The 20,161-nt window shown below is 63.3% G+C and carries 17 protein-coding genes; 5 read left to right on the forward strand and 12 right to left on the reverse strand.

The genetic code is table 11. The features are described from left to right. Positions 1 to 2: 2 nt before the first annotated feature. Together ACPP3B_RS03765 and ACPP3B_RS03770 are read left to right on the forward strand one after the other, a co-directional pair. The gene (locus ACPP3B_RS03765) at positions 3 to 677 is read left to right on the forward strand and encodes a Crp/Fnr family transcriptional regulator (protein ID WP_424859766.1); all 675 of its coding nucleotides are present in this window, start codon (positions 3 to 5) and stop codon (positions 675 to 677) included. Continuing rightward, the gene (locus tag ACPP3B_RS03770) at positions 674 to 1,714 is read left to right on the forward strand and encodes an acyltransferase family protein (protein WP_424859767.1); all 1,041 of its coding nucleotides are present in this window, start codon (positions 674 to 676) and stop codon (positions 1,712 to 1,714) included. Before ACPP3B_RS03765 ends, ACPP3B_RS03770 begins: the two co-directional genes overlap by 4 nt. On the opposite strand, the gene ACPP3B_RS03775 is transcribed toward ACPP3B_RS03770, so the two are convergent. Then, positions 1,687 to 2,613 carry a GNAT family N-acetyltransferase gene (locus ACPP3B_RS03775; protein ID WP_424859768.1) on the reverse strand — a complete coding sequence of 309 codons (927 nt, stop codon included), beginning with the start codon at positions 2,611 to 2,613 and terminating at the stop codon, positions 1,687 to 1,689. The two genes, ACPP3B_RS03770 and ACPP3B_RS03775, sit on opposite strands and share 28 nt — an antisense overlap. A gap of 25 nt (positions 2,614 to 2,638) precedes the next feature. Further along, positions 2,639 to 4,396, reverse strand: coding sequence for a PIG-L family deacetylase (locus tag ACPP3B_RS03780; RefSeq protein ID WP_424859769.1), 1,758 nt, complete (start codon positions 4,394 to 4,396; stop codon positions 2,639 to 2,641). Between the two features lie 275 nt (positions 4,397 to 4,671). On the opposite strand from ACPP3B_RS03780, the gene ACPP3B_RS03785 reads away from it, so the two are divergent. From ACPP3B_RS03785 to ACPP3B_RS03795, 3 genes are all read left to right on the forward strand, one after another. Further along, the gene (locus ACPP3B_RS03785) at positions 4,672 to 6,582 is read left to right on the forward strand and encodes a glycosyltransferase (RefSeq protein ID WP_424859770.1); all 1,911 of its coding nucleotides are present in this window, start codon (positions 4,672 to 4,674) and stop codon (positions 6,580 to 6,582) included. Then, the gene (gene wecB, locus ACPP3B_RS03790; RefSeq protein WP_424859771.1) at positions 6,579 to 7,697 is read left to right on the forward strand and encodes a non-hydrolyzing UDP-N-acetylglucosamine 2-epimerase; all 1,119 of its coding nucleotides are present in this window, start codon (positions 6,579 to 6,581) and stop codon (positions 7,695 to 7,697) included. The genes ACPP3B_RS03785 and wecB overlap by 4 nt, the downstream gene beginning before the upstream one ends. 614 nt (positions 7,698 to 8,311) lie before the next feature. Next, positions 8,312 to 8,830, forward strand: a complete 519-nt coding sequence (locus ACPP3B_RS03795; RefSeq protein WP_424859772.1) for a hypothetical protein — start codon at positions 8,312 to 8,314, stop codon at positions 8,828 to 8,830. A gap of 18 nt (positions 8,831 to 8,848) precedes the next feature. Here ACPP3B_RS03795 and ACPP3B_RS03800 read toward each other — a convergent pair whose 3' ends face one another. From ACPP3B_RS03800 to rfbA, 10 genes are all read right to left on the reverse strand, one after another. Continuing rightward, positions 8,849 to 10,180 (reverse strand): ABC transporter ATP-binding protein, encoded by a 1,332-nt coding sequence (locus ACPP3B_RS03800; RefSeq protein ID WP_424859773.1) that lies wholly within the window; start codon positions 10,178 to 10,180, stop codon positions 8,849 to 8,851. After that, on the reverse strand, positions 10,098 to 10,904 hold the full coding sequence (locus tag ACPP3B_RS03805; protein ID WP_424859774.1) for an ABC transporter permease: 807 nt from the start codon (positions 10,902 to 10,904) through the stop codon (positions 10,098 to 10,100). Before ACPP3B_RS03805 ends, ACPP3B_RS03800 begins: the two co-directional genes overlap by 83 nt. Beyond that, the gene (locus ACPP3B_RS03810) at positions 10,901 to 11,722 is read right to left on the reverse strand and encodes a glycosyltransferase family 2 protein (RefSeq protein WP_424859775.1); all 822 of its coding nucleotides are present in this window, start codon (positions 11,720 to 11,722) and stop codon (positions 10,901 to 10,903) included. The genes ACPP3B_RS03805 and ACPP3B_RS03810 overlap by 4 nt, the downstream gene beginning before the upstream one ends. A 24-nt stretch (positions 11,723 to 11,746) precedes the next feature. After that, complete coding sequence (locus tag ACPP3B_RS03815) at positions 11,747 to 13,108, reverse strand: TolC family outer membrane protein (protein WP_424859776.1); 1,362 nt, start codon at positions 13,106 to 13,108, stop codon at positions 11,747 to 11,749. Positions 13,109 to 13,111: 3 nt separating this feature from the next. Next, a complete protein-coding gene (locus ACPP3B_RS03820) occupies positions 13,112 to 14,467 on the reverse strand; it encodes an HlyD family type I secretion periplasmic adaptor subunit (protein ID WP_424859777.1) in 1,356 nt (451 codons plus the stop codon). Between the two features lie 39 nt (positions 14,468 to 14,506). Continuing rightward, positions 14,507 to 16,252: a type I secretion system permease/ATPase gene (locus ACPP3B_RS03825; protein WP_424859778.1), complete on the reverse strand. Its 1,746-nt coding sequence runs from the start codon at positions 16,250 to 16,252 to the stop codon at positions 14,507 to 14,509. Then, complete coding sequence (locus ACPP3B_RS03830) at positions 16,249 to 17,943, reverse strand: type I secretion system permease/ATPase (protein ID WP_424859779.1); 1,695 nt, start codon at positions 17,941 to 17,943, stop codon at positions 16,249 to 16,251. The genes ACPP3B_RS03825 and ACPP3B_RS03830 overlap by 4 nt, the downstream gene beginning before the upstream one ends. Positions 17,944 to 17,990: 47 nt before the next feature. Next, positions 17,991 to 18,614, reverse strand: a complete 624-nt coding sequence (locus tag ACPP3B_RS03835; protein WP_424859780.1) for a hypothetical protein — start codon at positions 18,612 to 18,614, stop codon at positions 17,991 to 17,993. Positions 18,615 to 18,710: 96 nt separating this feature from the next. After that, complete coding sequence (gene rfbC / locus ACPP3B_RS03840; protein WP_424859781.1) at positions 18,711 to 19,268, reverse strand: dTDP-4-dehydrorhamnose 3,5-epimerase; 558 nt, start codon at positions 19,266 to 19,268, stop codon at positions 18,711 to 18,713. A 5-nt stretch (positions 19,269 to 19,273) separates the two neighbouring features. Next, positions 19,274 to 20,158 carry a glucose-1-phosphate thymidylyltransferase RfbA gene (rfbA, locus tag ACPP3B_RS03845; protein ID WP_424859782.1) on the reverse strand — a complete coding sequence of 295 codons (885 nt, stop codon included), beginning with the start codon at positions 20,156 to 20,158 and terminating at the stop codon, positions 19,274 to 19,276. Positions 20,159 to 20,161 lie beyond the last annotated feature (3 nt).

Consider the following 20,161-nt stretch of genomic DNA (forward strand, 5'->3'; position numbering starts at 1 on the left):
ATTTGCCGGTCTCAGCCCTGGTTTTGCAGGCCAGCCCTTTTTTTGCCGAGACACCCGAAAACGTGCTGAGCTTCGCTGCCAGCCATATGGAGCTGTGGAGCCTGCGCCGTCGCGAGGTTCTGCCCCCCAATGGAGGGCCGTTTGCGGGTTTTGCGCTGGTGGTTCAGGGAACGGTGCAAGCCGTGGAGCGAACCTTGGATGGCCGCGAGGCGCCGCTGGTCTCTGCCTCTGCGGGCGATGTGCTGGGACTGGCGCAGCTGCTGGCCGATCGCCCGCTGCTCATGCACTGGGTGGCGGTCCAAGGGCCAGCCACGGTGGCGGTTTTGCCACGACCACGGGCCTTGGAATGGCTGCAGATGCCCACCGTGGCGCTGCGCGCCGCGCGGTGGTTGGCGCAGCAAGTCAACGACATGGCAGCATGGCAGAAGTTTTTGGCCATCCACCCGGTGAGTGCGCGGGTGTGCGCCAGCCTGCTGCACCTGATGGAGCCAGGGGGCCGTCTGCGGCTGCCGACCCATGCGGAGCTGGGCTGGCGACTGAATACGACACGCGAGACGGTGACGCGGGTGTTGCAGCGACTGCAGCAGGATGGCGTGGTGCGGCGCGATGGCGAGCGCTGGCAGGTTTATCAACCCGACGCGCTGCGTCGCTTGGCGCAGCCGGAAAGCCCCACATGATTTGGTCGGTAGAGGCATGGCGCGGCGCGGCGGCGCTGCTGGTGGTGTGGGCGCACTGGGCGGTGCCGCTGGGCTTCGAGCCTAACTATGGGCGCTATGCCTTCGTGGGCGTGGATCTGTTTTTTGTGCTGAGCGGTTTTGTGTTTGCGCCGAGTCTGTTCGGCGGCGTGGGGCCGTTGCTGCCGTATGCGGTGCGGCGGGCCACGCGGATGCTACCGGCCTACTGGGTGGCGCTGGCAGTCTATGTCGCCTTGGCTGCCGCTGCCGGAAAGCCGCTGCTGTACCTGCCGCAACATGTGGTGCTGGCACATCTGCAAAGCCGGGAGATGGCGTTTTACTACAACCCGGCGTTTTGGAGCCTGCCCGCGGAGTTGGAGTATTACGCGCTGCTGCCGGTCTTGGCCTGGGTATGTGCGCGCTGGGGTCCGCGGGGGTTCGCCGCGATGCTGGCCGCGGCCATCGCGCTGCGGCTGGGGTTGATGGCAGCGGCGGATGCGCAGTCGCAAAACCTGGCTTACCTCGCGCTGCACCATCTGCCGGGCTTGATACTGGAGTTTTTGCTGGGTGCGTGGGCGTGGCACTGGGGGCGCACAACCAACCAGAGTCGGCGGCCCCTGGCCGCGGTGCTGGGCGCAACACTGGCTGTCGCGACCGTGTGGGCGTACCCGGTGCTCGAGCATTGGGCAGGCGGGCACGATTGGAAGAACGGGCAGCTCGGCGCGGTAACGGGGGCAGCCTTTGCGTTGTGGCTGGCCGGCACGGCCCACGCGACGCCCGTCTGGGGCTGGTTGCGTGATGTGGGTTGGTGGGCTGGGCGACTGAGTTATGGGGTTTATCTGCTGCACATGGCATGGCTGCCGTGGCTGGTGGTTCTGCGATCGGCAGTCGGAGCATGGCAGGCACTGGCGCTGGGTTTGGTGTTGCTTATTTTGAGCGCCGAAGGCTTGCACCGGTTGGTCGAAGCGCCCGCGCGCGCTTGGGGGCGGCAGTGGGCTGCCGCTTGGATTCGTCAAAAGACGTCGGTGTCACCCGGCTGAAACCGGGGCAGCGGCCAGTCGGGGTGGAAGCGTCCGTTGCCGCTGATCTCCACCGCGACGATCGGGGTCGAGACCATCGGAAAATCCCCTGGCAGCCAGCAGCACCAGCCGCCGGTTCGGCTGGCCGCAGCCAAAGCGGCCAGTGCCGGCCGCAGCGGCAGATCTGCGGGCAGACTGGCGTCGATCACCTCGGGTGAGCCGGCTTCTCGCGTGACCAGCCAGCCCCGCGGCGATGCCCAGGCGCGGCGCAGCAGCCACAGGCGGTAGCGCTGCGTGGGATGACGGGCGTAGCGCCAATCGAGGTAGGCGGCGGTTTTGAGCAGGCCGATGCCGGCAACCGATGGCGCCGCGGTGCGGCGCCAGAACGCGGCCAAACCTGGATCGTGCAAGGCAGACCACGGCACGGCCTGCGCACGCCAACCTTGGGTGGCGCGCCAGCGCGCGAGCAGCCCGCGCGGAAGGTCATCGCCTTGCTGCGCCGCACAGGTGTAGAGCCGCCGGTAGAGACCCATGCGCTCGCCCAGGCGCGCGGGGCGTATGCCTGGGAAACCGTAAATAAACATCGGCCACGATGCAGGGCCGAGTGGCTGGAGCGTGTCATCGAGGGCGCGCATGAGCTTGCGGTAGAGGTTGCCCGGGCCCAAATCGCCACGCGCCTGGGGATGGACCATGACATCGCAAACTTGAACCCAGCGCACGGGTTGGTCGCCCCAACGGCCCTCGAACATCTGAGCGCCGGCGTGGGCCAGTAGCTGACCGCTGCCGTTGACAGCGACGATATTGACCGCGCCCAAGCCCGGGGCTTGCGCGAACTTCCAGCGCCACTCTTGTGGACTACGCGGATGGCCAAAAACGGTATGAAAAAGCGCGCAAGCGGACTCGATGTCGTCCGCAGTCATGGGCCGCAGCTGAACCACCACCGCTTTACCCTCCGCGCAGACGCCGTGCCAGCGAGCGCAAAGGCTGCGTCCAGCGCCAGGTCCGCGAACCCAGAACCAAAGCCAGCTCGCTTTCGGTGTGACGCAAGCGGGCCTCGGTGTCGCGCAGGCGAGCCTCTGTAGCGTGCCGGTCCTGTTCGGCGGCGCTTAGCTGCACGTGCGCCCGGGCGAGGTCGGTTTCACGCGCATCGAGGGTGATGGCGTGCCACGCCACCACGTCCGCGATCTGCGCCGCCGACCATCGGTCAGCCGCGCGTTCGAGGATGCGACGATGCCAAACTGACCAGTGATGGGGATGCGCCGGGTTGGCGAGCTGAGAATGGCCCTGCCCCTGGCGGTACAGCGCACTGACGCCGGGCACGTGCTCGAAGGGGCCAAGGGCGGCGAGCTGGCACCAAAAATGCCAATCCTCGAGCACAGGCAGGGTAGGATCGAAACGCGCCCGCGCACGCCGTACCGCGTCACGCCGAAAGAGCACTGCATGGATAGGTAGAAAGTTGATGCCGTGAAGGCGCTGCGGCGCCCATGGCAGGTCGTATTCGCGCACGGTCTGGCCGAGCACATCGATGACGCGCACACCCGCGTAGGCAGCGACCGCCTGAGGGGCTCGCTCCAGCGCGGCGACCAGCCGCTGGATGTGCTCTGGCAGCACAACGTCATCGTCATCCAGAAAAAGGGCCAGGGGGGCATCGCACGCGTCGAGGAGCTGGTTGGCGGCCTCGGCACGCCCTAACGGGGGCGCACCATCGGCAAACGCCCCCGGATTGACGGTGGGCCCGGGCTCGATCAAGCGGCAGGCCAGCGCCGGATCCAGCAATGGAAGAGGCCGGTGCCGACGGCCGCTGGCATTGAGCACCCACACTTCGACGTTCGGATAGGTCTGCGCCGCGACGCTGGCGAGCGCGTCGGCGAGGCAGTCGCGGTCCATGCTGCGGATGAGCACCGCAACGCGCGGCAAATCCGCTGGCTGCAGCGCCAGCGCCAGGGCGCGACGCGGGGCAAACCAGGCTGCGGCAGACGGTCCCTGACGGCGCAGTGTCGCCGCATCCACGAGCAGAAACGCTTCGGCCGCCGCGCAACCGGGATGTCCGAACGCGCGCACACGGGCGAGCGCCTGCGCCTGCTCGAGGTAGGGCTGTAACGCCAGCTGGGACTGGAAGCATTCGATGGCGGCCCATTTGCGCGCAGCCACCGCCGTGATATCGACCCAGGCGTTGGGTACCGTGGGTGCGCCCACTTCGTAAAACAAGATACGCTCGACAGCCTGTCCAGCTTCCAGCGCCTGGACCACCGCGGCCACGCCGGCCAAGGCGACGGCCTGATGGTCGGGGTGAGGCTCGGTGAGCGCCGGCAGCAGCACTGTCTGGCAGGCGTGTTCGGCAAGGGCGCGCACCAGCATGTTTATGAGCGCCGGACCGTAGCGTACGGCGCCGTCGCGAAGACCCGGCACACGAATGGGCGGGGCGTACCCGAGCCGCGCCGCCGCCGCAGCCGACTCCTGCAGTCGATCCTCAACGGGCGGGTTGGCCACTGCGCGGTCGGTGAAGCCCTCCTCGCCAGACGTCAACAGCCACACTCGCGGCTCGAGGCCGGACTCTGCGAGCTGCGCCAGTAAGCCGCCCGCGCCAAGGACCTCGTCGTCCGGATGGGGCGCGACGCACAGGACGCGACCGAGTTCGCGCGGATCCAGTGCCGTCTGGTGGGCCGGGTGCCCCCATGCGGGGTCATGCGGGCGATCGAGCATGGGCGGCACGGCTCTTGAGCGAGCGTTGGGTTCTCATCTCGGTTACAGGTATAGTTTTGTGTTTTGCTAACGCCCTCACGGGCGTGTCATGGGATGTCATGCTTCGCCAACTTTATCACCGTCTCCCACTGCCACCGAGCTGGAAACGTTGGCTGCAAGCCCAGCGCCACCGCTGGCAGGTTGCGCGCGCGAAGGGCGTGTCACACGAGGCAGCGGCCTCGACAGCGGGGAGCGACGCCGGGGCGATCCCCTCTTGGCCATCTGCGCGACCTGGGGTGCGCGACTGGATTTTTTTTGGGGTGATCGATTGGCACTTCCGCCATCAAAGACCGCAGCAGTTGGCGCTGGCGCTGGCGCGACAATGCGAAGCACGGGTTTTTTACCTGACACCGCATCTGCGGCCAGTGGCGGGTGCGGGTTATGCGGCTGAGTGTGTCGATCCCGAGAGGGCGGTGTACCAGATCGCTTTGCACACGGCCCGGATCCCCAACATCTATGAACATGTTGCCGACGGCGAGTCGTTGGACCAGTTGCGCGCCGGTCTCGCACGCCTATGGCTGGATGCCGAGATCGGCTCAGCGGTCTGCGTCGTGCAACACCCGTTTTGGCTGGAGCTGGCCCGCGGCTTTGGCGACGCGCTGCTGGTTTATGACTGCATGGATCACCACGCGGGATTCGACAACACGGCGGACGACCACGCGCCACGGGAGTTGGCACTGCTGGCGCAGAGTGACTTGACGGTGGTCACTTCAGACTTCCTGCAAACCTGGGCACGACCTCACGCGCGCGCGGTAGCAATGATACGTAACGCCGCTGACTACACCCACTTTTCTCGAGCGGCTCGGACGCAAACACCGGCGTCGCCTGCGAAGGCGCGGCCCGTCGTGGGTTACTACGGTGCCATCGCAAGCTGGTTCGACATGGCGCTGATCGATGCCCTTGCCAGCCGCATCCCGGATGTCGACTGGGTACTCATTGGCGAAGACACGGTAGGCGCCCGTCAGTTGTTGGCCCACCATACCCACGTCCGCTTACCCGGCGAAGTGCGCTATGCCGAGCTGCCGTCATGGTTGGCCTCCTTTGATGTGTGTCTCATTCCCTTCAAACGCACACCGCTGACACTGGCTACCAACCCCGTGAAGGTTTACGAGTACTTGAGCGCCGGGAAACCGGTCGTCGCCACGGATCTGCCGGAATTGACCCCTCTCGCCGATGAGGGGTTAGTGGCGCTGGCGAGCGACGTCGATGGCTTCGAGCGCGCGATTCGCAACGCCCTGGCCGAATCGCCAGTTACCCAGACGGTATTGGAAGCGCGGCGGATGGCGTTCGCTCGGCAACAGACGTGGGACGCACGCGCACAGAGCCTGCAGGCGTCACTCAACGATGTATCCGAACCCCGCGTGAGCGTGGTGGTGGTTTGCTACAACCAATGGCCCCTGACCCAGCGCTGTCTCGACAGCCTGCAAGCGTGTACCGATGGGGTGCCCACACAGGTCATCGCGGTTGATAACGCCTCTAGCGACGAGACCGCCCAAGGCCTAAAGCGCTGGCAAGCGCAAGACCCACACCGACGTCGGGCGGTCATCCTCGAAAAAAATCTTGGCTTCGCCGGCGGGGTCAACGCTGGCATGGCCCACGCGACGGGTGACTACCTGGTCGTGCTCAACAACGACACCGTCGTCACGCCGGGATGGGCACGGGGTTTGCGACGGCACTTCGAACGCAACCCGCGGCTGGGATTGCTTTGTCCAGTAACGAACAACATCGGGAATGAGGCCCGGATCGAGTTACCCGCAGATGGACTGGAAGCCGTGTTGCGCGCAGCACGGACTTACACCCGGTGTCATTCCGGGCAGTGTTTTCCTCTGCAAACCGCAGCCTTCTTTTGCGTGATGCTGCCACGTTGGGTATGGGAGCAGATCGGCCCGATGGATGAGCGTTTTTTCCCGGGTTTTTTCGAGGACGATGATTATTGTCGGCGACTGCAGGCCGCGGGATTTGAGATCGGGTGTGCGGAGGACGTGTTCGTCTACCACGAACTGTCGGCAACCTTCGACCAGGAAGGTGCGCGACGCAAGCGGGAAATCTTTGAACGCAATCGGCAGCGATACGAAGAGAAGTGGGGTCGCTGGGAGCCGCACCGCTATCGCATGGCGCCCGTAAATAAACCGGAGACCTCTGTATGAAGCGTTGGCATTTGGCAGTGCTGATAGGTACGCGCCCCGAGGCGATCAAGATGGCACCCGTGGTTCGAGCGATCGAGGCCGAGCATGACGCGCACTGCAGTTTGGTGTTGACCGGGCAGCATCGGGACTTGGTGCAACCGATTTTGGATCTCTTCGGACTGAAAGCCGTACACGATTTGCAGGCGATGCGCGAGCAGCAGTCGCTGGCGGCGCTGACTTCACGGGCATTGGCTGGATTGGATCGCTGGCTCGAGACGGCAAAACCCGATGTGGTACTGGGTCAGGGGGATACGGTGAGCGTACTCGCGGGTTCGCTGGCGAGCTTTTTCCGTCATATCCCGTTTGCCCATGTGGAAGCCGGTTTGCGCACACGCAATCCACTGCTGCCTTTTCCCGAAGAAATGAACCGACGTCTGACGGCACAGGTCGCTCGCTGGCATTTTGCCCCCACCGAAAACGCGCGCGCCGCCTTGTTGCGTGAAGGACACGCCGCGACACAGATTGAAGTTACAGGCAATACGGTGATCGATGCGTTACTCGACGTATTGGCCATGCCCAAGCCAGCGGACCTTCCCGTCGATGAAAACCGCCCTTATGTATTGGTGACTGTACACCGGCGCGAAAATCATGGCGAAGCACTGATTCGGATCGCCAACGCGTTGCGGCAATTGGCAACCCGGTACCCCAGCTTCGATTGGATAGTACCCGTGCATCCGAACCCTGCCGTGCGCGAGTCTCTGCAGCGCCTTCTGAGCGGCGTCAGCAATGTGCGTCTGATCGCGCCGGTTCCCTACGGCAGTTTTTGCTGGCTAATGAAAGGTGCACGGCTCATCCTTTCCGATTCTGGGGGGATACAAGAAGAAGCGCCTGCGCTTGGCGTGCCGGTACTGGTGTTGCGAGAGGAAACCGAGCGCCCCGAAGCCGTGGCCATCGGCGCCAACCGACTTGTGGGTACGCAGACGGAGGATATCGTTGCATCGACCCACGCAGTGTTGGAGGACTCCGCGCTTTACGCCCGCATGGCCGCCGCTGGCTCACCATTCGGAGATGGACACGCGGCTGTTCGCATCGTCGCACGCCTCATGGGCGATCTGCGCGCCGCGGCACGCCAATGAAACTACTCTACCTAGCACCGGTACCACTGGCAAGCTTTGCCCAGAGGCCCCACCATTTCGTCCGGTGGGTGCATGAACGCTTCGGGGCGCGTGTCTTGTGGATCGATCCCCCACCCGCCCGGCTGCCGCGATGGGCTGACGTGCGGCGTTTGATATTAAACTCGGGCGGTAGTGGGGCGCTGGCGAGTCCATGGACGCAGCAACCATGGATCGAGCGGTTGCACCTCCCTGCAATACCACTCGAACCTTGGGCGGTTGGCCGTGCAATCAATGGCCGCCTGCAACGTTCCGCGATCCGCCAGCTCGACCGTTGGGTCGACGAGCACACCTGGCTAGTACTCGCCAAGCCCTGTGCATTGGCGCTGACCCTATGTCGTCGATACGCCAACCGCCCCACGATGTTCGACGTCATGGATGCCGTACCGGAGTTTAGCAGCGGAGCATCTAAGCGTTGGCTGTCTCATTGCGAAGCCTTTCTCGCCACGTGCTGCACACGCGTGGTGGTCTCGGCGCCCTCATTACTGTTTCGGTTGGGAATCGATCCAAATGATCCTCGCGTCAACGTAATCCCTAACGGACTGGAACCACCTCCTCCGAATCACTCGGCTAAACGGGTGTCCACCATCGATCGACCGCCGCGCTTCGTCTATGTCGGCGTGATTGCAGACTGGTTCGACTGGGACGTGGTCACCGCCCTCGCCAGGCGTTTTCCATTTTCACCCATCCGTTTGTACGGCCCCTGTTACCGCAAGCCTCCCCCTGACACACCCTCCAACGTGGTTCTTTGCGGCCCCTTGCCGCACGAGGAACTCCCCACCGTGTTGGAGGAAGCCGACATCGGCCTGATTCCGTTCTTGAGCAATTCGCTCACGCAACATGTCGATCCCGTAAAATATTACGAATACCGTGCGGCAGGACTGGGGGTTCTGAGCACAAGATTTGGAACGATGGCGAATCGCGGCGTCGACGATCAGGTTTTATTCTTCGATACGCAACCCACGGCACAAGAGCTGAAAGCCATCGCGAAGGCAGCATCGCATGAAACTATCCGCCAAAGTTTTTGTGCGCTGAACGCTTGGCCACGGCGGTTCGAACGATTGGCCTCCTGGTTCAGCTCCTCCGCTTCCCTCTGATCAGCTATCGGTCGGCCTCTAGTCGCACTCGCGGCTTGCCTTGGACAACCAACGGCCCTCCCAGACAAAGAATCCTAGATCCGGCGTATCACGATGAAGATTGACGTGAGCAACGGGGTCGATCCACTGGTAGACGTGCATCCCGCGCTCACACAGAACGTAAGCGCCGATGCGGTACCGACCTTTGTTGAATGGAAGACGATCACACTCCATAATCGCGGTTAAACGCCCCTTTCGATCGCGCAACAAAGGACGCCCGCTATCGAGAGAAAATTGGGTAGCTAGAATACGCCCAGATTCCGCAGAAACCACGACTGCCACGGTTGGGGTCGGGATATCAGGATCACTTTCCACATCAATCTCTACTCGCAAATTCGATTCACCACTGCGACCATAAAGCTCATCCCCCATTTGTCCATCGAGAAAAACACGCACCGCTTCTAACCTGGCATGACCACGTGGCGAGGGAGGCGCATGGAGCGGATTGGTTGGTGCTTCCTCTTCGTGCAATCGACCCTTCGCGTCGGACAATTGTCCGGTCGATTGATCAAGAAATTCTTGATATTTCGCTAACACTCGGCTGACCTCTCCCTGCTCACGCACCCGACCCTCGTGCAGCCACATGGCGGTATCGCAGAAGATTTCGACGTGGTAAAGCGCATGGCTGCAAAACAGAATGGTTGCACCACGCTGCCGAATCTCCATAATACGATCAAATGACTTGCGCGCAAACGCACCGTCACCGACCGATAACGCCTCATCGACGATGAGGATATCGGGATCGACGCTCGTGGCGATCGAAAACGCCAGACGGACGTACATCCCGCTTGAGTACGTCTTGACGGGCTGATCGATATGGTGACCGATACCAGAAAAATCGATGATCGCATCCATCCGCTGGGCGATCTCTTGTTCACTCAATCCCAACGTCACTGCGTTCAAATAAATATTTTCACGTCCAGTAAACTCTGGGTTGAAGCCCGACCCAAGTTCCAGCAGTGCCGCAACGCGTCCATGAACTTGCATGCGCCCCTCGCTCGGGGCAAGGGTGCCTGCGACGAGCTGTAATAGCGTCGATTTGCCTGCGCCATTCAGACCGACGATTCCCATCGCCTGGCCGCGAGCCAGGCGAAAGCTCACATCTCGAAGCGCCCAAAAATCTTTTCCAACACTTGCGGCCCGTGGCCACAAGGCATTCAGAAGCCTATCGATCGGTCGCTGAAAAACCCGATAGCACTTACCGATTTGCTCAGCTTCGATGACCCAGTCAGAGCACATCAGAAAACCCTTCACGTAGCCGCTGGAACCACAGGTATCCCACGGCGGCAAATCCAAGCGCAGAAACGCCATGCCAGAAAAGCAAGGAAATATCCGATAGCCGCCCCAACATCAATGTCGAGCGCACGGCCTCCATTGCCCACGCGACGGGATTTGCCCATAGCAACCAATCCCAAGATGGAGGAAAAAAACTACCGGGATAAAATACGGGTGAAATAAACAGAAGGGCCGAACTCACCAAGGGGATAATCTGCGCGGTATCGCGCACATACACACCAAGCGCAGCAAGGCACCACGCCAATCCGACGACATAAACGGCCAAAATAGCCACAATGGCGGGTACAGCGACCCACGCGAGTGTCACTTTTCCCCAAAAAGGGGCAGTTAGCATAACCAAAATCAAGCTTAAGACGGCTTGCACCGCTGCAGCGCCTACGGTTACCACCGGTAGTAGCACCACGGGAAAGCGAACCTTTGTCACTAGATTGGCATGCGAGAGGATCGCTTGCGGCGACCGGTTCAAAACCTCTGCCGTAAAATTGAACACAGCCAACCCCACGAAGACCTGCACAATGTAGTATCCTACGCCCGTAGCAGTTCCGCTCATCCCATCGATAGGCCATCTAATGCCCATGAATTCATGAAACACGAGGGTAAAAAGCATTAACTGCAGCACTGGCTGAATCAATGTCCATGCCACCCCCAACATGGAGCCACGGTAACGACCGTGAATCTCCCGTCTCAGCCATAGTCGGTAGAGATATAGTCCTTGACGGGTGGAAGCAATGAAAGTCATCGCCATACAGATCGAACGGGCTTGCTGATTACAGCACGATAATGGGGTGTATGCCAAAGCATCCACAGACTTTGCAAATGCCACCAGAAATGCTGCCAGTGGCGGTGGCTCGCGCGCCTTGGTGAATGCCGTACTATCGCCTTTGTAGCCACCGCAATCTGCCATCCCTGAGCGCGCATACGCAGGCACAGATCGACGTCCTCACAATACATATAATAGCGTTCATCGAAGCCACCTATGGCTTTGAAGACAACAGATGGAAACAACATAAAGGAACCATTGATCCAGTGTTTGGGGGCTTCTTGCGATTTACCCCAAGGAACATAGCGGCGAAACAACCCCCGCGGAGAGGGCACCTCTCGTGCAAGGTCTTTGGCCGGCCCTCGCCCATCGGTCTGCATGGGGTAAGCACATCCCACGCGCCCATCTTGCAGACGCTCGATGAGGGCGGGAAACGGGTTCCCGATTAGGTGAATATCCGGATTCATCACACAAAAATATTCCGTGTCACACTCGGCAAAGGATTGATTATGGTTGGCCGCAAATCCCTGCGCACGGTCGTTCTGCAACACACGCACAAAAAAAGGCCACGAGCTACTCGTGATCCACCGCAACAGTGTCGGCTCAGGGATATTCAACGTCACTACCACTCGATGGATAGCAGTGGCCCCGTGCTGCGCCAGATCTTGCAGCAGGAGGGGAATCATGTCGCCATGACCATGGCTAACAATGGAAACGGTGACTGTTTTTGTGACAGACATTGAAATATCTTGCCTGACTCGGCACTTGCGTTCGTGCCCGGTATCAGTGATGCCCAATTCCCTTTTCGTTTTTTTGCAATTTTATTGCGCGCCCCGCAGCACGCCATCGACCCCCGCGATCGTGCCTTCTACATCGCCACCCGATAAACTGACCAGCCGCACACGCGCCAGGAGGTATTCATAGCGCGCCTGCGCCAGGTCACGCAGCACGGACTGGCGCTGCTGCTCGGCGTTGAGGACATCCAGCACGGTACGCGTGCCGGCCTCGTACGAGCGGCGGTTGGCGGTAACGACTTGATCGGCGGAGCGCAGGGCTTGCTCGAGGGCACGAATGCGCGCAACGCCTTCGGTGACGGCACGAAATTCTCGGTGCACGCGCAGGCCGAGGTCGCGGCGCGTAGCCTCTAAGGTTTCCTCGACCCGGGTGAGTTCGGCCACGGCTTGGCGCACGCTGGCATCGACCGCCCCCCCGGCATAGAGCGGCACGTTGAGCTGCAGCCCGATGAGTCGGTTGGTGTAGCTGGAGCTAGGGGTGGTGACGTTTTCGCTGGCGCTGCGCGTGATCTGTGCCACGGCATCCAGCGTGGGCAAGTGGCCGGCACGGGCGCGTTCGATCTCTTGCCGGGCGGCATCGCGGCGGGCGCGCAGTGCCGCGAGTTCGGGGCTGTTGGCTTCGGCAGCGGCCTGCCACTCGGCCAGTGTGGACGGTTGCGGGGGTTCGAGCACCAGTCGTTCGGGCGCCAGTGGCCACAGGGTAGACGCGCTCACGCCGGTGAGGTTTTCCAGCTGACGGCGCGCCATGTCGTGCGCTTGGCGCGCGCGCAGCTCGTCGGCACGCAAAAGGTCAAGCCGGGCTTGTATCTCGTCGATGTCCGTGCGTATGCCCGTGCCCACCCTCCAGGCTTTTTCGGCGGCGTCGAGCTGGCGCAACGCCACCTGTTGCTGCTTGAGGACGAGCTCAAGCTGGTCTTGGTTGAGCAGCGCCTCCAGGTACGCTGCGGTAACCCGCTCGGCCAGGCGGTTGGTCTCCGCGGCAAGCACCGCTTCCGCGTCGGCGACCACCGATCGCGCTTGTTCGACACCGGCGCGCAGCGCTGGCCGGTACAGGGGCTGGCGGATCGACAGCGTCGCGTTGTAGCTGGGATATTGCTCGTCGATGCGCTGCGGTCGGCCCAAAAAGTCGGAGGCGGTGCGAGAAAGGTCGTTGTAGACGCGGCTGGCGCCCAAGGCCACGTTGGGCAGCAGCTGGGCCTGCGCCAGAGGCAGACGCTCGCGCTGGACGTCGGCAGCGGCGCGGGCGGCGCGCAGCGTGGCATCGTTTTGCAACGCTAGCCGGTGCGCCTCGGCCAGGCCCATGCCGTGGGCCGCCGGTGCGGCCAATAAGGCCCACAGCAACCAGGGAAGGGGTCGGCGCACGAGCGGCGCCAGCAACGGTGTGAGCACGGTTTACTCCTCGGTCAGGCTGGCAGCGACCCGCCGCGTCAGCGGGCTGAGTAGGTAGGTCAGCAGCGAGCGCTCCCCCGTCTTGACAATGACTTCGGCCGGCATGCCGGGCTGCAGGCGGCGCGCGCCCAGCGTTTGCATGCCTTGGGGCGTCACCGCTACGCGCAGCAGGTAATATGGCACGCCAGTGTGGGGGTCGGCCAGCAGGTCTTTGGAGACGGAGATCACCTCCCCCTCCACCACGAGCTGCGGCGAGTGCGAAAACACCGAAAACCGGATGTCGGTCTTTAGCCCCTCGCGCACCCGGTCGATCAGGTGCGGCTCGAGCTTGGCTTCGATGAGCAGCGGCTCGTTTTCGGGGACGATGTCCATGAGTTTTTGTCCCGGCTGAATCACTGCGCCCACGGTTTGCACGCCCAAGCCGACGACCTGGCCCGCAGCGGGCGCCCGGATGTAGGTGCGGTCCAGGTCGGCTTTGGCCGCGACGTAGCGCTCGGCATCGGCCTGTACGTCCAGGTTGACACGGGTCAGATCGGCTTCGACCTCTTTGCGATAGTCTTGTTGCCGCACTTGGGCGCGTTGCTGCAGCTCGGCGATGGCGCGCTGCACGCGCGCGATGTTGCCCTGCAGCTCGGACAAACTGGCTTGTAGTTCCGCCACTTGCCGCTGCAGCTCGGACTGTCGCACCCGGGGCGCGTAGCCCTCGGCCGCGAGCGCGCTGATGTTGCGCAAGTCTTCTTGCAGCAGCGCGAGCTGTTGCTGTCGGTTGGGCAGCGCCTCGCGCAGCGCCTTGAGCAGCGCTTGTTGGCCCTGAATCGACTCCTCGATGGCCTGCAACTCCGCTTGCAGCGCGGCGCGGCGCGAGCGAAACAGCTGCTCTTGCGCCATCATCTGCGAGCTAATCCACGGGTCATCCTGCGCCGCCAGCAAGTCGGGGTGCCAATCGATACGACCGGCGCCCGCCTGCTCTGCCAACAGGCGACCCTGCATGGCACGCAGCCCCAGGTAGCGCTGCCGCACCGATTCGTAGTTGGCGCGAGAGATGGCCGCATCGAGCACGAACAGCAGTTGATCGGTTTGAACGACATCACCCTCGCGCACGTGGATCTCGCGCACGATGCCGCCGGTGGGGTGCTGTACAGCCTTGCGCTTGGTGTCCAGCGCAATGGTGCCGTGGGTGGGTACGCCTTCGTCCAAGGGGGCAAACGCCGCCCAAGCCAAGAATGCCCCAAACCCCAGCACGAGGGCCAGTGCGCCAATGCGCGCGGCACGGCTGGGGGGCCGCACGGTGGTCGGCGCCCCCAGCACTGCATCGTTCCCGACGTCGGCGGGTTTTGTGATGACTTCGTGGGTTTTCATGGGAGGTGTTTTGCTCATGGTAGTCGTCGACAAGGGGCATTAGGCGGGTGCTGCGGCGCGGTCATCAGGGTCCGGCAAGGGTTGCGACGGAGCGGGGGCGGCAGCGCCCTGCAGTCGGCGCAGCACCGCATCGCGCTCACCGGCGTCCACCACGCGGCCATCGCGCATCAAGACGATGCGATCGGCGACCGCCAGCACGCCCGGGCGGTGCGAAATAACCACCACGGTTTTGCCCATGGTCTTCAAGGTTGCAAGCGCCTTTTGCAGCGCGGCTTCGCCCGCGTCGTCGAGGTTGGCGTTGGGCTCATCCAGCACGATGAGGGAGGGCTGGCCGTAGAGCGCGCGCGCCAACGCCACGCGTTGCCGTTGCCCGCCCGACAGGAGCTGGCCGGCCTCGCCCATCGGGGTGTCGTAGCCTTTCGGAAAGCGCAGAATCACGGCGTGCAACCCTGTGATCTGGGCGGCTTCGATGACGCGCTCGGGGTCAGGCTCGCCCATGCGGGCGATGTTTTGGGCGATTGTGCCGTCGAACAGCTCGACGTCTTGCGGCAGGTAGCCGATGAAGGGACCAATGTCGTCGCGACTCCAGTCTCGGATGGGCTTGTCATCCAACAACACCTCGCCTTCGACCTGTGGCCAAATGCCGATGATGACGCGCGCCAGCGTCGATTTGCCAGAGCCTGACGGTCCCATGATCACAGTCACGGTCCCCGGCGCGAAGGTCAGGTTGATGTCTTGGAGAATGGGGGACATCCTTCCTGCAGCGCGGGCGGCGACACCGCGCAGTTCGACGTCGCCTTTGGGCGCCACGTAGCGCAGCGCTGGGTCTCGGGGAGGGTGGGTGGCGAGCAGCTGTTCCAGACGGGCAAACGCGGCGCGAGCGCTGGCAAACGAGCGCCACGTAGACACCAACAGGTCGATCGGCGCCAGGGCGCGCCCCGCGAGCACGTTAGCCGCGATCATCGCCCCGGGGGTCAATTCGCCTTCGATCGCCAGCAGGGCGCCCGCCCCCAGCACCAAGGACTGTTGGCTGTAACGCACGAATTTGCTGATGGCGGTGAGCCGGTGCTGTAAGCCCTGTGTTTGGCCATGTTGCAGAAGGACGTCGGCATGCCTTTGCAGCCAGCGCTGCTTGAGCCCTTTGAGCATGCCCATGGACTCGACCGCCTCGGCGTTGCGCAGCTTGTTTTGCAGGGTGCGCGCTTCGTCGCCTTGCGCCAGCATCAGGCGCTCGCTAGGCTGCTGAATGAGCCGTTGGCTGGCCCATGCCAACCCACCCTGAACGCAGGCGAATCCAATGGCCAGCCATCCCAAGAGCGGGTGCATGATGAACAGCACCGCGGTATAAATCGGCATCCACGGCAGATCAAAAAATGCAAACACCCCATTGCCAGTGATGAATTGGCGCAGTTCCGTCAGATCGGCAAAGGCCCGGCCCTGTCTGGCTGCATTCGGACGCAGACTGGCATCGAAAGCGGCCTGAAAGACGCGGGTGCTGAGCATATCGTCGATGCGCATGCCCACGCGAACCAACACGCGCGAGCGCATCCATTCGGTCACCGCCATGATGGCCAAGAGCGCCAGCGCAATGATCGAGACCACCAGCAAGGTCAGCTCGCTGCGGCTGACCATGACGCGGTCGAACACCTGCAACATGTACAGCGTGGGAGTCAGCATGAGCACATTGGCAATCATGCTGAAAAGTGCGACCACATAGAATTCGCGCCGAAAGGCCCACAGCGAGGCGCGCAATTCGGAGCGCTGGGCGGTGTCGGAAAAGCTCATGCGGGTTTCACCAACGGTTGTGGGGCGGCAGCGGTCGAACCGGCTTCCGCAGGTAACTGGGCACGACGCAAAGCAGCCAGGACATCGTCACGCGGGCCAAATGCTTTGGTCATTCCATCGGCCAACACGAGGATCTTGTCGATGGCGACCAAGACACTCGTTCGGTGCGTGATGACCACGAACGTCGTGCCGCGCGCTTTAAGGGTGCGAATGGCGTTGACCAGGGCGGCATCCCCCGCTTCGTCCAGGCTGGCGTTGGGCTCGTCCAATACCACAAGCACCGGATCGCCGTAGAGCGCTCGCGCCAGCGCGATGCGCTGCCGCTGGCCGCCAGAGAGGTTGACGCCCTCGGGTCCGACCGGGGTGTCATAGCCCTGGGGCAGGGATTCGATGAACGCGTCCAGCCCGACCAAGCGCGCAGCCTCTCGCACACGGGGCGTGTCTACGTCGCCGAAGCGGGCGATGTTCTCGGCGATCGTGCCCTCAATGAGATCGACCCCCTGAGGGAGGTAGCCGAGGTAGGGGCCCAGCTCGGCCTTGGGCCACGCGTAGACGTCTGCGCCGTCGAGGCGCACTTTGCCCCCCGCCGAGGGCCACAGCCCCACCAGCGCGCGCGCTAGTGTCGTTTTGCCCGACCCTGAGGGCCCAACCACCGCGAGCGCCTCACCGGGCTGCAAGGCAAAGGCCACGCCGCGTAGAATAGGGACCTGGGTGCCGGGGGGAGCCACGATCACCCCCTCGACGCTGAGCGCACCGCGCGGCGCAGGCAGCGACATGACGGGCGGCTGGGGTGGGACTTGTTGCAGCAACTGCTCCAGGCGCTGCCAGGCGTCGCGGGCACCGACCACACCCCGCCACTGGGTCACGAGCTGCACGAGAGGGGCCAACACGCGTGCCGCCAATACCGAGCCGACGATCATCATCGCGGCCCCACCGGGCAGCACGTTCTCGAGCACCAGCCACGCGCCCAGACCCAGCAGCAAGGAGCCCCACACGGTCTGCACCCATTTGGTGATGGCCGCGAAGACCCCGGCGCGATCCGATGCCAGCGCCTGTAAGCGCAAAAATTCCTGCTGCAGGCGCCACCATCGCCCGTGTAGCGCGCGCATCATGCCCATGGCCTCCACGACCTCGGCATTGCGCAGCATGCCGTCAGCGGACTGCTGCGCGGCAATCGCGGTGCGGTTGGCCTGCGTCAGCGGTGGCCGCGTCGTCGACTCGTTCCACCACGCCAAACCCACCTGCAACACCGCACCAATCAGCGCTGCCCAACCCCAGATGGGGTGAATCAAAAACAGCACCAACAAAAAGACGATGCCCACCGGCGCTTCCATGACGGCGGCCACCGCGGGATGATGAAAAAAATCGCGCACCGTGCGCAAATCGTTCAGGGCTTGTATTTGGCCCGCCCCGCCACGCTGAAGATTGAGCACATGAATGGCATCGATCACGCGGGGCACGAGTCGCTCGTCGAACCAGTGTCCCGCCTCGCGCATGATCTCCGACCGGGACCATTCCAACACTTCCATCACGACGTAGACCAGCAGCACCGCCAGGGTCAGCATGGCGAGCGTGGTGACGCTGCGGCTGTTGAGCACACGCCCGTACACCTCGAACATGTAAAACGTTGGGGCGAAGATGAGCAGTGAAGCGACGGTGGCATAAATCCACGCACGGCGAATCGATGGCAAGAGATCTCGCACCGCTTGAGCGAGCTCGGACGACTTCTGAATAGGGGTCATTGCGCTTCCTCGACCATGAGATATTCCGGCCAATCGCTGGACGCCTCTGCCACCCGTTTGGGCGAGCTTCGTTCACCCGACGACTCGTGCTCGTCTTCTTGCAACACAAACGTCAAGTAGTAACGCCCGTCGACACCGCTGGTGAGCATCACTTCACGCAAGCGCAGGGCGCGAAACGCCCGTTCATCATCAGCGCTCAATCCCACATCGAAGCGCAAACGACCTTCGAGCGTGAATAACGACACCCGCCCATTGCGCAGGCTGAGCGTGTGGCGATCAAAGTAGACCGGACAATTGGGGGCAAACCGCAGCAGGGGCAGCGGCCGTTCACCCCAGCGGCTGACGTGAAAAGGGCTGCTCGGGTGTTGAAAAACGAACCGCGCCGCTCGGCACACCGAGTAAATGGCGTTGCACGCCATCTGCGAGCCCAGCTCGGGCATGGCCTCACGCAACGAGCGATAGGCCAGGTGGTGCAGTGCGACGCGGTTCCAGCACCGATGATCCCGTACCATTGGCGCGAGCAGGTTGCACGCGTCGGCGAACGCGCGCTGCAGCGCCCGCAGCTGCTCCACGTGCGGCGCGGCGGCGTCCAGCGGGATGACGATGCGACGAATATTCATATAGGAGTTTCAGTGTAGCACACTCCTCTTTGCGTTACGCTGGTCGCTACGTCGGTGACACTGGCACCGATCAACGGGAGGCGGCCCCGAGCAATGTCACCGATCGGCCGCCGCGCCGAACGGTTGGCCCCGGGCGTCCTTCTCGGAAACCACAGGCGCCCTCCCCCCCAGCGGCCACTCGATGGCCAGCGTCGGGTCGTCCCAGCGGATGCAGCGCTCGTGGGCGGGGCTGTAGTAGTCGGTGGTTTTGTAGAGGAAGTCGGCCTCGTCGCTGAGTGTCAGAAAGCCGTGCGCGAGGCCCGGCGGTATCCAAAGTTGGCGGTGGTTGGATTCGCTGAGCTCGACGCCGACCCAGCGCCCGTAGGTGGGCGAGTCGGGGCGGATGTCGACCGCCACGTCGAAGACGGCACCGCGCACCACGCGCACGAGCTTGCCCTGCGCGTGCGGGGGAACTTGGTAGTGCAGGCCGCGCAGCACGCCGCGCGCGCTGCGGCTGTGGTTGTCCTGCACGAAGGTGACGCCCTGCAGGCCCGTGGCGGCCTCGAAGTCGCGCAGGTTGAAGCTCTCGAAAAAAAAGCCGCGCGCATCGCCAAAGACCCGGGGTTCGAGGATGAGCACGTCGGCGATCGCGGTAGGGGTGACGGTGACGGGCATGTGGCTCACCCCAGCAGCGACAGCAGGTAGCGGCCGTAGCCGGTCTTGCCCAGCGGCGCAGCCAGGCGCTGCAGCTGTGCGTCGTCGATCCAACCGGCTCTCCAGGCGATTTCCTCGGGGCAGGCGACTTTGAGCCCCTGGCGGCGCTCGAGCGTGGCGATGAAGTGGCCGGCATCGAGCAGGCTGTCGTGGGTGCCGGTGTCGAGCCAGGCGTAGCCGCGCTTCATGATCTGGACGTTGAGCTGTCCGCGCTCCAGGTACGCTTGGTTGACGGAGGTGATTTCCAACTCGCCGCGGGCGCTGGGCCGCACGGCGCGGGCGATGTCGACCACCTGCTCGTCGTAAAAGTACAAGCCCGTGACGGCATAGTTCGACCGGGGACGCTGGGGCTTTTCTTCGATGCTGAGCGCCCGCCCCTGCGCGTCGAAGGCGACCACGCCGTAGCGTTCGGGGTCTTGCACGTGGTAGGCAAAGACGGTGGCGCCACTCGCCTGGGCGTTGGCGGCTTGCAACAGCACTTGCAAGTCGTGGCCGTAGAAGATGTTGTCACCCAGCACCAAGGCGCTGGGTTGACCCGAGACGAAGTCGGCACCGATGATGAAGGCTTGCGCCAGTCCGTCGGGGCTGGGCTGCACGGCATACTGCAGATTCATGCCCCATTGGCTGCCATCGCCCAGCAGTTGCGCGAAACGGGAGGTGTCTTGTGGCGTGCTGATGACGAGCACGTCGCGGATGCCCGCCAGCATGAGCGTGCTCAAGGGGTAATACACCATGGGTTTGTCGTACACCGGCAGCAACTGCTTGCTGACCGCGAGCGTAGCGGGATGCAAGCGGGTGCCCGAGCCGCCCGCGAGGATGATGCCTTTGCGCAAAGTGCTTCGAATATTCATACG

This window comes from Tepidimonas sp. HKU77, assembly GCF_049728535.1.
Taxonomy (GTDB): Bacteria; Pseudomonadota; Gammaproteobacteria; order Burkholderiales; family Burkholderiaceae_C; genus Tepidimonas.